This window comes from Burkholderia sp. Ac-20345 (assembly GCF_017104825.1).
GTDB lineage: Bacteria > Pseudomonadota > Gammaproteobacteria > Burkholderiales > Burkholderiaceae > Burkholderia > Burkholderia lata_B.
On record NZ_JAAGPO010000041.1, the window covers coordinates 20,229 to 33,865 of the forward strand.

Below are 13,637 nucleotides of genomic sequence, written 5' to 3' on the forward strand. Positions count from 1 at the left end.
CACCTCACTATGTCCAGAGCTGGACCGATTCGACACGCGGCGCATCAAGATCCGGCATCAGGATCTCGACGCCGGACGGGAATGGCTGCGGTCGATTCGCCAGCCCCGGATTCGCCTCATAGACAGCCTCGACGGTGCCCTGCAGCGTTCCGTAGAAGCGATAGCAAAGCGTGTCGAGCACGTCACCATCAGACGTTCTTAAAGTCTTCGCCATAGCGGCCGAACTCCACCGAGAATGTTTGCTTACGCGGCAAGCCGTCCGCGAGCAGCGCGTCCTGCTCCTCTTCGATCGCCTGCAACAACCAGCGGCCGAGCACTTCGCCGTCGCCGGTCGTGAGCTGCACTGGCTTCATCCGGCCGCCGATCGCTCGCAGCCGGGTGATCTGCTTCGTGCCGGCCCCGAGCGACGGGAACACGACGCCCGATAGCGTGATCGTCTCGCCCCCTTCGCTAACGGCCTGCAGCGCCTCCTGACGGTTCAGACGCTCCTGCGACGCGACGCGATACCGCGTCGCCCTCCGCAGCTTGTCGTGAGCGGCCGTCGACAGGTTGAAGTGGAATGCGTCGCCGGCATCCGTCGTCATCGACATCAGGTGCGGCGTGCTCGACGACGCTCCGTCAACGAGACCCGACAGCATCGAGCCGACGCCCGTCGACTTGATCACATCGAGCACCGCCGAGTCCTTCAGGCCGACCGCCGCGTTGAACTGATTCCACGCACCACCCAATGCAGACTTCACGCTGTCGGCGGCAGCCCGCACAAGGGGGAAATTCGATCCGTCGACGGCCTTCAGAATCGAGCCGATCGACGCCTGCGTCGCGTTGAAGCTGCGCAAGACAGCGCCGACCTGTGGAAACAAATCCGACGCCACCGACAGCGCGCTCGTCGCGCCCGTCAGCAGCTCGGCTGCGCTGCTCAGGTTGCCGGTCGCAAGACGCTGCAGCACGTCGATCGTCGCCATGCTCGCCGCGCGGTTTCGATCGAATATTCGAACCATCTGCCGCACGCGCTCCGTCGCGATCCCCGCCTGCGTCGCCGCCCCCGTGATCTGTCGAATCACGTCCATAGCACCTCCCTTACATATGCGGAGAGTCGAACATTGCCGTTCGACTGTTCGCCTTGCGCTGTTGCTCCTCCATCATCCGCGTCAACTGCGGACTGACCTGCGCAAGAAATTTGTTCGCCATCTCGGTATCGCTCGCTTCGATCTTCACGTTGAAGACCGGCGCGAACGTGTTCTGCTGATCAATACGCGGCCCAAAGCGGGCATCAGCCGCCGGAGTCTCGGCAGCCTTCGCAGCCTTGGCTGCCGCTTCGGCGTTCGCGGGCGTCTCGTCAGGCTTTTGGCCCAGAAACTTACTCGCGATGGCGCTCAATGCCTTGTCGCCCACGAACGTCCCGAGCGCCCCGCCAAGCACGCCGACGACGGCCGATCCGATCGGGCCGCCGAGCGCTCCGATCGCCGCCCCGACCTTCGCGCCGATCACGCCACCCGCGAGACTGCCCGCGATACCCGCAAAGCGAGTCGCCTTCTTCTCGTTCGTATCGGTGCTCGACGCGACGGCGTACGCATCGCGAGCCGCAAGGCCGAACTTCAGCGCGGTTCCCGCAATGGCCAGCTTCCCTGCCCACGGCGCAACTCGACCGAACAAAGCACGTCCCGCGTTGAAGATCCGCCCGATCCTCCCGATTCGCCCCGCCCGAGCTGCCGCACGACGCGCAGCTCGACGCGCGGCTCGCCCCCCACCCCCCAGGTCGTCAAGCCCACCACCATCGAAGCCACCGCCGGGCATGTTCACGACGAACACGCGCTGCACCCCGGCAGCGGCACCAGCGGCCCCGCCGAGCGCATCCAACGCACGCCCGACCGCCCCGCCAGCAGCCCCCGCCCTTCCTGCGGCCCCTCGACCACCACCACGCGCCAGCAGCGTGCCCCGCGCGATATCGAACAAGCCGCGCCCGATGCCCCAAAGTGCCTTTGCTCCGCGCACCGCGAGAGCCGTGCCGGCAATGCCGACGACAGCAGCCGTCGCCTTCGGAGCGCTATCCGCTGCGGACTGGATACCGCTCCCGGCCCCCTTCGTAGCCTCGCCAACGCGATCCGTGATCGGACGCAGAGCGTCGCCGATGCTGCGCATCGCGTCGTCCCATTGCTGCCGGACCTCACTCCAAACCTGTTTGGAAGTCTCGCGACGGTCCTCCAGGTCCTTCTGGATCTCACCGCTCGCCTGCTGCGCGTTGCGCTTCAGGTTCGAATACAGCTCGGCGTTCTGCATGTAAGCCGTCAGCGCCGCCTTGACTTGCATGTCGTTGAACAGGTCGCCGGTCTTCATCGTGTCGGCAAACGCGGCCATCTGCGTCTGACGCTTGGCCGGGTCCATCTCCGAATTGAACTGCTTCGCCGCCGCCGCAAGCTGCTTCGCCTTGGCCGGGTCGACACGCTCGATGTACGCGCGGGCGAGCACAAATGACGCCTCCAGCGTCGACCAGCCCTTGCCGATCGCCTCGCGCATCTTTGCCTGATAGTCGACGCCGGCCTTCTCATAGTTGCGTTCCGTCTCGCCCGAACCGATCTTCGAGAACCAGTTTTTCAGGTTGTTCGCCGCTTCGTCGGAACTGCCGGCTGTCTTCATCTGCACCTGGAGCATTGCTCCGAGCTGCGTCACCGAGTCCTGCCCCGTGATGCCGATCTTCTTCATTTCGGCGAGCAGCACCGGGAACCACCGCGCCATGTCGACGGACTCGAACGACCCTTCCTTGCCGAGATACGCGATCGCTTCAAGCGCCTTCGACATCTGGCGCGGGTCGACGATCTCCGCGTTTTGCTGCAGCGCTTGGATCATCTTCGCGGTCTCGACCGTCGTCGCCCCTTGGCCGATCGAGAATTTCGCGACCAGCGGCGCGAAGTTGAGCGCCTTCCCGAGATCCATACCGCCCGCAACCATCTGGTTCACGGCGTCGGCAAGCTCGTTGCGACCGATGCCGTTCGCTCCAGCGTCGCGTCGAATACGCGCGGCCATCGCCGCCTCTTCCTGCGTGCGCGCGATGCCGGCCTTGATCGCGATGTCGCGAATGATCGCCTGATAGTTGGCCGAGATCGTCGCCGGCACCGCGACGGCTGCCGTTAGCTTCATCGCGTCGCCGATCACGCCACGCCCGGCCTCTTGCCCGACTGCCAGCCGCGCACGGCCGGACGCCTGCAGATCCAGCCCCCGAGCCGTCCGGCCGAGCTGCGCGTATGCGCGATCGAGCCGGCCGACCTCGATGCCCGCGTCTCTCAGTGCCTTCAGATTGCTTTCGAGCTTGCGACGGATGCCATCCGCCGCGCTGTCGCCCGCCAAATGCAACCGGCGGAACTCTTCCTGCAGGCGCATCGTCTCGCCGACCTGCCGCTGCCAGAGCCGCGAGTCGTTCGCCCGCTTCTTCATCGCGTCGATCTTCGACGACGTGTCGGCGATCGCCTTTCCGAACGTCGCCGACACGGCCCCGCCGATCACGATGCCAAGCGCTAAGTCTTTCGCCATCCCGGCCCCCTCAATCCGTCAGCCACCAGAGCATGTCGTCGATCGTCATCTCGTCGATGGACGTCGGCGACATGCCGTATTCACGCACCAGCCGCTTCGCCAGCGCTTTGAGCGTCTTTCTGTCCACCCTTGCGTACGGATCGAAAGGAGTAGTAGGCGTCCTGCACGCGCTCGTAATCGGCCATGTCCATCTCTTCGATGTCGTCCGGCGCAACTTCAGCAAGCGTCGCGAACAGGATCAGCTCCTGTTGCTCGGTATCGTTCGGCGCGAGCTTCTGCGCACCGCGCATGTCACGCACCTTCGGCCGGCGCATCGTGAATTTGTCGCACTCCACGCCGTTGAGTTTGATCGGATAGACGAGCGGGACAGTGACCTTTTCCATTGCGATTCCTGAAATGAAAAATGGCGAGCCATCGGCTCGCCATTGATTGAATAAAGTAGCTTTGCTGCGTGTCCGTCGAATGACGAACGCGAGGCACTTACATGCCGAGTCCCTTACGAACTTCGGCGAGCTGATCAACACCGTTGATCACGCGCTTGCACGCGAGAATATCGATCTCGTGCACGATCGCCCCCGCGACTTCCAGCTTGTAGTAGTCGCACGACACGCTGAATTTCGCTTCGACCTTGTCGCCGGGCTTCCAGTCGCCCGGATCGACTTCATACAGCATGCCGCGCAGATAGACAGCGACGCTTTTCGTCTTGCCGCTACGGTCCATGAACACCGCACGGAAGACGCCGTTGAACGCGCCTTGATCGACCAGACCGAAAAAGCGCAACACCTCGTATTCCATCGTCGACATGGCGAACGACGCATCGAGCGCTTCCATCCCCTGATCGACCTTGATTGGCGCGTCCATCCCGCCCGCCCGGTGGTCATCCGTCTTGATCTTCAGCTTCGGCGGCGTCATGCTCGTCGCACGCCCCGCGTAACTACGACCATCAACGAACGTATTGCAGTTGTACAGAGTTTCCGGAATCATCGCCGCCCCTTAGATCTGGTTGTCGAGCACTTCGGTCAGCCACTGGTTCGTGACCTCGAAGCGGAAAATCGGGTTTTCGGCAGGCGGGACATCCGTGAAGCGGATGTTCCAGTACACCTTGCCGTCTTCGAGCTGGCTCGCCGTGTTCAGCATCGGGTCCGGATAGACCTCGAAGTTGATCACGGCGCCCTGACGCTTCAGGTCGCGCATGAACGCCTGCAGGCCCTCGGTCACGTCGCTGACGTACGTCGACGTAATGCCGCGATCGACCGCCCACTTGTGGCCGGCCTGCACCGCATCCATGACGATGTCGAGCGTGCGCACGCGCGTGACAAACTTCCACTTCGGATCGGCCGACAGCGTGCGGTTCCCCCACAGGCGGAACCCGCCGTCGCGAATGATCGTCGTGATGTTCGCGTTGTTGAGCAGGTTCGCGCGACACGTCTCGTCGCCGTCGAGGTACTCGATCGGCCGGCCCGTACCCGTGATCTCGACGATCTCCTTGTTCGACGGCGATGCCCAGAAGCCGATCTTCGCGTCGGTCTGACAGAACAGCCCCGCTGCGTACGTCGACGCCGACAGCGAGATCTCGCCGTTCGTCGCGTTGTCCCATGCCTTCGCACCGGGGTCGACCATGTACAGGCGCTTGCTGCCGAAATTCTTCGCGTACGCGATCGCTGCCTCGTCGTCGACGTTCGGACCATCGATCACGGCCACAGCGCGCAGCTTGCCGGCGAGGGAATCGGCTGCCGTTGCGACAGGTTGCTTCGACGAGTGCCCAGGTGCGATCAGCAGCCGCGGTTGCGCATTGAAGCGCGACTTCGCGTCGAGCAGTGCCTGCATGCCAGTTCGTGCGCCGCCGGCCGATACACCGCCGATGATCGCCGATGTGAGCTGCGCCGCGTCGGCCGCTGCCGGCACGCCAACAGCGACAACGATCGCGCTGCTCTGCGCATAGATCGCTCGGGCGGCTCGCGCGATTGCGCTCGTCTCGCCGAACGCACGAACCGCCTCGCCATAGCTCGTCAGTTGTACCGGTACGTTCGGCTGCGCCAGATCGGGGCCGGGCGTATAGGTATCGGTCATGCCAACCACCGACGACGACGGCACCGCAATCGTGCGCGGGCCGCTATCGACGATCGTCGTCGTGATGCCGTGAAAAAAGGAAGTCGCTGCCATGCGGATCTCCGGAAATAAAAAAGCCGCTCATCGGAGCGGCTTGAAACGAAACGACGCGTGCTGCGTCGGCAAAGTTACTTTTTGGCGGGCGTATCGGATGCCTTCGGCTGCTCCGAATCGACAGCGACGTCGGACGCGGCCGAGCCTTCAGCTCGACGCTGCATTTCGGCCTCGGCTGCAGCGCGATCCGCTTCAGCTTGCTTCAGCGCAGCCTCGCGCTGCGCAGCCTCTTCGGCTTCACGTGCCGCCTTTGCCGCTCGCTCTGCCTCGACCTTCGCGAGAATCACGGCCGAATCGGGTTCGGCCGGCCACGCGATCTTCGCCGGGAATGTCGGCGACTCGACAACATTCACCAGCGCGACCTGATAGTCGGCCCACGCGTCGAACGTCGCTTCTTCGAGATCCGACAGCCGCCCCGTCATCCGCGCGTCCGATTTGCCGCGATTCTGCTGACGAGCCTTTTCCAGCCGCGCAAAGAAGTCATTCATCGCCGACTCACGCGCCCGGTCTGCGACGATCTTCTCGTCGACAACCCACTTCTCATCTCGCCAAACGTGAGCATCCGAAGGACGCGGCTTTTCGGTCAGCGCCGCGTCATCGGGTGTCACGCCGGCCACGGTAATCTCAGCGGCCGCGCCGGACTCCGTTCGATAGAGGCGAACACCGCGATAGTCGGGCAGCATCTGCCATTTTTCGTCACGCCAGAACGGCCAGGTACGCGGGCCACGCTCGGGCAGCGGTTCGAGCGTACAGAACGCGGGAACCAGATAGCGGCTCGTATTCATCGGATCGACATCGGCAAGAAAGCTCACGACGTACTGCCCCGTCAAACTGTCATATTGGTTGCAAAGCATGCACTACCCCTCGAATTAATATGCACGGATCATGGCAAGCACGGCGACGTTGCGCATACGTGCTTCCGCACCGCCATCAGCCGCGACGCTGATCGCGTGCGAGTGATTCCCAGCCCCACCGATACCGACGCCGTGCTCGTGCGCACCGTCACCGTTAATCGAGATGCCGGTGCCGCTGCCACCGGTTCGCTTTTCACTACGGCTGCCGCCGTTCAAGTTGATTTCACCGATGTATCCGCCGCCGGATGCAATGGGGATCGAATGGTCATGCCCCGGATCGTTCACGCCGTGTCCGTGATAGCCCCTCACATCTGTCCACGCGCTGTGCGAGTGGTCGCCTACTGCAGCGGCCGATGCGCCGTGTGCGTGCGATCGGTTTTGGCTATCCTGCCAAGAGCCGACACCGCGACCGGCATCCACACCTCGCCCGCCGTCAGCACACCGGATACCTTCGCCGCGAAATTCGGGAATGCGGAACGTCGTCGCCCCGTCACCGGTAGAGAAACACCCCCACCAACCAGCGGCCCAATCCTTCTCTGTCGCGAGCGCACCGCTCGCCTGCGCATATGCCCAGAGCTGCGGATAATCGGCTCGATTGAGTAGCGCACCGTCCAGCTTCAAGCAGCCTGCCCGGACACTCGATCGCACTTCGAAGATGATCTGCCCGATCGATGCCGACGCAATGGCATCGACGACGTAGGCCGTCGACGCAGCATTGTTCGATCGGTCACCAGCGGCCGGCGTCGGAACCTGAACCGGACGATCGAAAATCGTGCCCTTGTTTTCGATGAAGCGAGCCGTCACGATCCCGTTGCATGTGACACCGAACGCACCGTCAGCGATGTGGTACAGACCCGTATCCGGGGCACCGTCCTTGTCAAACGCCAACGATGGATTCTGCGGCGTGCCTTCCGACAGGAAAATCCGCGCACCGGCAGCAAGCCAAAGCGCACCTTTGAGGGTCCCGCCGTTGTTCAAGTCGAGCGGCGCCAGATTGCCTGTGTGAAAGACCGGTGCGCCATCGATGCGAAATGTTCGATTGCTGTAGAAATACTGAAACGAACCTTTCGTTGCCGAATACCACCCAGCATTGTCTGCATTCGCGTAGAAGTAGCCGTCACTCGCACCGAGAAACACTCGGCCCTCCCCCCATGCCGGCTTCACCCTTAAGTCGCCACGCATTTCAACTGACCCACCGAAAGACGCTCCGCTTCCTGTGTCATCGAGCCGCAAGAATCCAGAATCGAGATTCCACAAGATCGGTCGGTAGTCATTCCATGGCCCGAGCGGGTCGCCCTTCTTTGTCTGGAGCAGGTAACAGTCTCGATCGTCGTTGCGCAGCATGACGCCGTAGTTCGCGGACGTAGCTCGATACTGCCCTCCCAGTGTGCCGTCGAGGTCCATCCCGGTCGAACGGACACCGTTCGCGAATGACGCCCGGTACGCGACCTGCATGCCGTCACGCCCATTGTCCGACGTCGTCCCGAAAAGCACGCGCCCCTCGCGAGTGACACGCATCCGCTCGGCACCGCCTGCAATGAGCGCAAGCCATCCACTCGCGGCGGCCGGTCCGACAAAGCAGTTATTGCCCTGAATCTCCAGGTGCGAAACACCCTGTGCGCCGATCTGCAGATATCCATCGCTCGGCGAAAACATGCCTGTATCCGGATCGTTGGCAAACCCGTAACCCGCACCGTTGGCGTTGTTCGGCGTGATTGCCCCGACCTTCCCCATCAGCACGCCCTTCAACGTACCGCCCGTGTACGGCAGCTTGTCGCTACCGAGCGCGTCGGTTCGCTTGCCGAGTGCATCGACCTGCGCACTGACATCCCCGACCCGCTTGTCGTTGGCGTCCGCCCGGTCTTTCAGGTGCCTTGTTCGATTTGCAAGTTGCTTTGTCGGCATGTTGTCGATCCCATCGGGACCGCCTTGCACGGGGTCCGACGTCTCGAACTGATAGACGCCCTCTTCCCACTTACTTTCTTCTTTCAGATTGGCCATGTACCGATCACCCCTCGCGTAAATTGACCGTTGCGCGTCGCGACACCGTTGTGTCGGATCGCAACCTCAGAAAAATCGAGCCAAGCGAGCCGGCTACGAGCCGGCGCGTAGCGCTCGATCGCCCGCTTCAGGTTCTCGCCCTGATCTCGCGTCACCGGTTGCCGTAGCTTCACGATGTACTCGGCCCAAGCAGTCGACCCGCCGTGCAGATATCGACCGTCGCGCTTCGCCGAGCCGTCGCGCCGCTTGATCTGCCGCGCCTCCTGAATGTCGACCTCGCCAAACCCGAGACGGCGAACGATCTCGCGGATCGCCCATGGCGTGCCCTTCTTTTGATAGATCGCCAGAGACGACTTGATCAGCTCGCGTCGCGCCTCTTCGGACTCCGCCAGCTCCCATCCGTCGACCGCGAGTGACCACGCGAGCCACGGCAGGAACGCAGCCGGACAGCGATCCGCATCCCACAGCGTACGAATCACATCCGGGTCAACGGTCGGCCGCATTACCTGCGCGAGCGCCGCCTCCAGAATCGTCTGGTTCGTCGGCAACAGCGCTTCAGTCGTCATCGTTCACCTTCGGATTCAGCACAATCGATGTGCACCGCGCGAACTGGTCGATCGCGCACACGACGTCCGCCACCGGGGCCTTCAGGTCGACCCGCACGACACCCGACGCTTTGGGATGCAGCGCCCCTGTTACGGCCGACCGGGGCATACCAACCCGCAGGGCTTCGCCCGCAGCGACCGCGATATCGAGATCCTGCCGTCGCGCGGCGAGCACGACGCCCGGATCTGGTCCGCGCCCGATGTACACGTCAGCGACGATCGTGTACTCGACCGGCCGTGCCGGCACTACGTGCAGCGTGTCATTGAGGGGTCGACGATCCTCGGGAGAAAGCGCCCGGCGGACCGTATCGAGCAGCGCAGCGCTTGCGACGCCACTGTTCGAGTACGACTTCACTACAACGCGCACGACACCGCCCTCCGGCCGGTCGACGCGCACGTCAGCGACATCCGCAGACGCGTCCATCGCAAGCGATCGATACGCGCCGAACGGACCCGCCGTCGAAGCGCGCTCGATCCCCATCTGCGTCCGCAACCGCAGCCGCTCGTCGCGCTCGTACGTGACCGGAATCGGCGGGTGCGCCTCCGGATCGCCGGGGTCCACGATCTCTTTCTTCAGGTTCCAGAGCGCCGCAAGGTGTTCAAGATCCGCGCCCGTTGCATAGGCCAGCAACACAGCTCGGCCCGCATCGTTGACGCGCGCCCGAAACCGGACATCCTCGTATGCAGCCAGCTCCAGCAGCTTGACGACCGGATCGGATTCCAGTGCCGCCGTCCAGTCCGGATAGATGCGCTTGAAGTGCTCCAGCTTGCGCTGGTACAGCTCCTCGAAGTCGAGCGCTTCGACGAGGTCCGGCGGATCAAGCGCCGACAAATCGATCACTGTCATATCGTCACCTCGAATACAACGTCATCGCCGCTGTAGCGTCCGGCGATTCGAAAAGTTACTTTGCCGTCCACGACCGACAGCGCGTTCACACGATCCAGCGCGATACGCGGCTCCCACCGCCCGATCGCTCGCGCGGCTTCAGCCTGTGCCGCCGATATCCACCCGCGCGTCACGGGCAGGTCGATCATCGCCGGGAGATCGGAGCCGTAGTCGGGCCGCTCGCGACGGGTTCCCTTGCGCGTGCTGAGAATGTCCGCGATGCTCTGCACGAGATGATCGAGTCCGCCGATCAGTCGGCCCGTACGGCGACACATACCGACCAGCGCGACCATCAGATCACCTTCACGTCAATGCGCCTGAAGTCTGCGCGGCCGTCCATGTATCGGATGTGTGCCGACTCCGTTACGGTCGCCTTGCCCGCCAACACCGCGACGTAAGAGCCATCCGGAAACACGATCACGCGACTGCGGAACTCGGTATCGATGTACGTCACGGGTGCTACCGCCCCGCCTTGCTGTGCGTCTTTCGCCATAACCACCCCCACAAACGAAAAACCCCGCACCGGGCGGGGTCCAAAGTTACTTTGATAGGTTCACACTGGCGGGCTGACCAGCTCGCCGTCGCCTTGTTCACGGTGTTGATGCTTGGTGAGCGACTTACCGCTGGCCGTGACGTCACCGGTATATTCCGCACTTCCCGCGATCTTCATCGCGACACCACCGCCCTCGCCCGGCTTGCCCTGCATACCGCCGTTGAACGTGAGCATTTGCTCAGTCGTCGTGTTGCCTGTGAACGTCGAGTCCGGAACATCCGCCAGCAGCTTCGCGCTGCGCAGCGTCGCACCGTCCGCCTTCAGCTCGAACTCAGTGCCGCCGATGCGAAACACGATCCGGCCGCTGGACGGCACCGACAGCACGTATTCATGGCTCGCGTGGTTGTACTGCTCGAACGCACCGTCCGGGTAATCGGTCGCAGTTTCGTCCGGACTCGACCGACCCGAGCCGCCGTGCTGCACCGTGTAGTAACCGGGCGCAACGAACGCGCCCGCCAGATCCCCGGAAGGTGCCCATAGCGCGACCTCTTCGTCGACGGACGGCGGACGCCACTGCCGAACCTTGCCGGCGGCACCGGCCTGCCACTTCAACCAGTCGCTGACCCAATCGCCAATGCGGACCTTCACGCGCGGCGGATCGTACGTGACCGCCTCGACGATAGCCGACTGCGTCAGACAAGCCATGCGGCGATCCATCTCGCCAAGCTCGAAGTCGCTCACACGTCACCCTCCTCTGTGATCCGCCGGATTCCAGTAACGGTCTTCGCGCCCCGGCCCCGTCTCCGGGTCGACGCCCCACAACACCGCGCGCCCCTTCGTCGGCGGCTCGTACGCGTCGCCCAGGTCAAATTCGTGCACCCACTCGACGAGCCAAACGAGATACGTGTCCAGCTCGGGCCGGAACGGATCTTCACCGGCAGACCCGACCTGCTTGCCGGGCGTGACGGGCAGCCCCCACGTTGCGCCGTGCACTTTTTGCAGCACACGCGCGGACAGCTCGCGCACCTGGACGTCGGCATCCTCGACCAACGGGTCGACGATCACGCGGGCCTGCATACGCGCAACCAGCGGCACTCGCCCCGTTCCGTCATCGTGCCCCGGCTCCAGCTCCGACAGCTCGATCGCAACGAACGGCGTGTCGATCGCCTTGCCGATCTTCGGATACGCGTGGATGCGTTCCAGATCCGGCAGCCGCTCGCGCAGGCCGGCCTCGATGCCGTCGTGCAGTTGTTTCAGGTTATCGAGCACGGTTCATCGCCTTTTGCAGTTCATAGTTGACCTCTTGCCGCAGCACCGTCATCAGTCGCGCTTCGCACGCGCGGGCGGCTCGTCGAAACGCAGGGTCGCCCGTTTGCGACCATTCGACCGTCACGACCTCGAACGGCGTTCGCGCCTTCCCGGTTCGCCGATAGATCGGCCCGTCCGGCTGACGCGTCGTCTTGCGCCACGCGCTCTCGAACAGCGATTTGCCGGCCCGGATGCCCTGCTTCGTGCGCCGAACCGCGCCGAGCCGGTGCGCCTCGATCGGATTCAACCCGAGCCACACCTTCCCGGTATCGGCCGACCGCATGAAGAAGTACATGCGCTGCCGCAGCAGCTTCTGCTGGATGCCCGTCGCGTTGCCGACCTCCTTCGCGGTCTGGCTCCTGATCCATGCCCCCGTCTTGCGCAGCGTCCGACGCCATGCCGCCTGCATTGCTGCAGGCGGCAGGCCCGCGAGCACTTCGAGCGCCTTCTTTACGTCGATCTCGATTCTCAGCAGATCCATCGTCACCTCAGAATCAGGATCGTCCAGCCAGTGCCGGCCGGGCGCATGTCGAGCACACGGAACCGCTCGCCACCCGCCTCGACGATGCTGCCTTCGCGTACGCGGGCCGCATCGTCGTCCGTGATGTCGAGGATCGGCGCAACGAGCTGCGTGCGTTGCGTTCCGAGATCCGGACCGAGCCACGGCGCCTTGAACATGCCCTGCAGCGGCTTGCCGTCGATCTTGACCTCGTCCGACAGGTCGCGCTTCACGGCCGTGTCGACATCGGCCATCAGATCCCGGAACGCCATGTCACGCCTTCAGCTTAATCAGTGCCTTCGGGCGCGTGCACATGTGGACCGGGTTCGACTGCGCCTCGATCTCGATACCCTTGCCGAACTGCATCAGTTCCTGCTTCGCGTAGTACGGAATGCCCGTCGTGTTCACCGACTCGACGTAGTCGGCCGGCGCGAAGCGTGAGATGAAGAGATCCGGAACACCTTCCGGAACCGCGTGCGCCTCGTCGTCGGCCACATAGCCGATGTCACCGACGCGGCCACGATAGCGCTCGAACGTGATTCCGCCGAAGTCGAACGCGTCGCGCGCGTCGCCGCGCAGTTGCGCCGCCATCACGGACGCCAGATACGTCTCCTTGACCGACTTCGCACTGATCAGCTTGTTCCAGAACGTGCGGCCACAGAGCGCGCGTACGCCCGTGTACGTCGTCGCGCCGAGCGCATCTTCGATCGCGTCCTGCACTTCGAGACACTTCGTGCGAAGCTCCGTATCGGTCTTGCCCAGCTCGAACGGAATCACCGTCTGGTCAATGTCGAAGTACTTCCACAGGTCGATCAGCACGCGCTTGCCGTCCGCGTCCAGCACCATGCCCTTGATCGCGCCGATGCGATGGAATTCGTGCGTCGCGTCGAGCTGGCGACGCATCTTCGCGAGCCGGCGATTCACGACGGTTTGCAGCGCTTCCAGCTCGGTCTCGGAACCGAACGCGCGCAGGTTCTGGATCTCGTCCGCCTTGATCACCGCACGCTGAGGCAGGTGCACGGCGTTGATCGGAACCATGCCGCGCTTGCTGCCACCGACGACGGCGGCCGGCGATCCACGCTCGCCCGCCGCTACGAGTGCGAGCGTGTCGCCGTCGCGCTCGATCTGGATCGTCGTCGTGGTGATGCCGTCCTCTTCGAACAGCCCGAGCGTGCCGATCCGGCCGGGAACATACGGCTGCTCGTTGATCGCAGCACTCAGGGACGACAGCGAGAACGCGTCGTCTTGAAACAGGGCGATATCCGCCATACAACCTCCGACATGAAAATGGATACAAAAAAAG

At 63.6% G+C, this 13,637-nt stretch carries 17 protein-coding genes; all 17 read right to left on the reverse strand.

Going from position 1 to position 13,637, the window contains the following annotated elements; translation table 11 throughout:
- Window positions 1-7 precede the first annotated feature (7 nt).
- A complete protein-coding gene (locus G3O06_RS16745) occupies window positions 8-214 on the reverse strand; it encodes a tail protein X (RefSeq protein WP_205816817.1) in 207 nt (68 codons plus the stop codon).
- Complete coding sequence (locus G3O06_RS16750) at window positions 189-1,067, reverse strand: phage tail protein (protein WP_205816818.1); 879 nt, start codon at window positions 1,065-1,067, stop codon at window positions 189-191. The genes G3O06_RS16745 and G3O06_RS16750 overlap by 26 nt, the downstream gene beginning before the upstream one ends.
- Before the next feature lie 10 nt (window positions 1,068-1,077).
- Window positions 1,078-3,525, reverse strand: coding sequence for a phage tail tape measure protein (locus tag G3O06_RS16755; protein WP_205816819.1), 2,448 nt, complete (start codon window positions 3,523-3,525; stop codon window positions 1,078-1,080).
- Window positions 3,526-3,605: 80 nt separating this feature from the next.
- Window positions 3,606-3,908, reverse strand: a complete 303-nt coding sequence (locus tag G3O06_RS16760) for a phage tail assembly protein (protein WP_205816820.1) — start codon at window positions 3,906-3,908, stop codon at window positions 3,606-3,608.
- 97 nt (window positions 3,909-4,005) lie between these two features.
- The gene (locus G3O06_RS16765; RefSeq protein WP_124616780.1) at window positions 4,006-4,509 is read right to left on the reverse strand and encodes a phage major tail tube protein; all 504 of its coding nucleotides are present in this window, start codon (window positions 4,507-4,509) and stop codon (window positions 4,006-4,008) included.
- Window positions 4,510-4,518: 9 nt separating this feature from the next.
- Window positions 4,519-5,688 (reverse strand): phage tail sheath family protein, encoded by a 1,170-nt coding sequence (locus G3O06_RS16770; RefSeq protein WP_205816821.1) that lies wholly within the window; start codon window positions 5,686-5,688, stop codon window positions 4,519-4,521.
- 74 nt (window positions 5,689-5,762) lie between these two features.
- Window positions 5,763-6,371 carry a tail fiber assembly protein gene (locus G3O06_RS16775; RefSeq protein WP_241020078.1) on the reverse strand — a complete coding sequence of 203 codons (609 nt, stop codon included), beginning with the start codon at window positions 6,369-6,371 and terminating at the stop codon, window positions 5,763-5,765.
- A gap of 186 nt (window positions 6,372-6,557) precedes the next feature.
- The gene (locus tag G3O06_RS16780) at window positions 6,558-8,543 is read right to left on the reverse strand and encodes a phage tail protein (RefSeq protein WP_205816823.1); all 1,986 of its coding nucleotides are present in this window, start codon (window positions 8,541-8,543) and stop codon (window positions 6,558-6,560) included.
- The gene (locus G3O06_RS16785; RefSeq protein ID WP_205816824.1) at window positions 8,531-9,109 is read right to left on the reverse strand and encodes a phage tail protein I; all 579 of its coding nucleotides are present in this window, start codon (window positions 9,107-9,109) and stop codon (window positions 8,531-8,533) included. The genes G3O06_RS16780 and G3O06_RS16785 overlap by 13 nt, the downstream gene beginning before the upstream one ends.
- On the reverse strand, window positions 9,099-9,995 hold the full coding sequence (locus G3O06_RS16790) for a baseplate J/gp47 family protein (protein ID WP_205816825.1): 897 nt from the start codon (window positions 9,993-9,995) through the stop codon (window positions 9,099-9,101). Before G3O06_RS16790 ends, G3O06_RS16785 begins: the two co-directional genes overlap by 11 nt.
- A complete protein-coding gene (locus G3O06_RS16795; protein WP_205816826.1) occupies window positions 9,992-10,327 on the reverse strand; it encodes a GPW/gp25 family protein in 336 nt (111 codons plus the stop codon). The genes G3O06_RS16790 and G3O06_RS16795 overlap by 4 nt, the downstream gene beginning before the upstream one ends.
- Entirely contained in the window at window positions 10,327-10,527 is a 201-nt protein-coding gene (locus tag G3O06_RS16800; protein WP_205816827.1) for a hypothetical protein, read from the reverse strand. Before G3O06_RS16800 ends, G3O06_RS16795 begins: the two co-directional genes overlap by 1 nt.
- A 60-nt stretch (window positions 10,528-10,587) precedes the next feature.
- Window positions 10,588-11,268, reverse strand: coding sequence for a phage baseplate assembly protein V (locus tag G3O06_RS16805; protein ID WP_205816828.1), 681 nt, complete (start codon window positions 11,266-11,268; stop codon window positions 10,588-10,590).
- A 3-nt stretch (window positions 11,269-11,271) separates the two neighbouring features.
- A complete protein-coding gene (locus tag G3O06_RS16810) occupies window positions 11,272-11,796 on the reverse strand; it encodes a hypothetical protein (RefSeq protein ID WP_205816829.1) in 525 nt (174 codons plus the stop codon).
- A complete protein-coding gene (locus G3O06_RS16815; protein WP_205816830.1) occupies window positions 11,786-12,316 on the reverse strand; it encodes a phage tail protein in 531 nt (176 codons plus the stop codon). The genes G3O06_RS16810 and G3O06_RS16815 overlap by 11 nt, the downstream gene beginning before the upstream one ends.
- Window positions 12,317-12,318: 2 nt before the next feature.
- On the reverse strand, window positions 12,319-12,606 hold the full coding sequence (locus G3O06_RS16820; protein WP_205816831.1) for a hypothetical protein: 288 nt from the start codon (window positions 12,604-12,606) through the stop codon (window positions 12,319-12,321).
- Window position 12,607: 1 nt separating this feature from the next.
- On the reverse strand, window positions 12,608-13,603 hold the full coding sequence (locus G3O06_RS16825) for a major capsid protein (protein WP_205816832.1): 996 nt from the start codon (window positions 13,601-13,603) through the stop codon (window positions 12,608-12,610).
- Window positions 13,604-13,637: the final 34 nt, after the last annotated feature.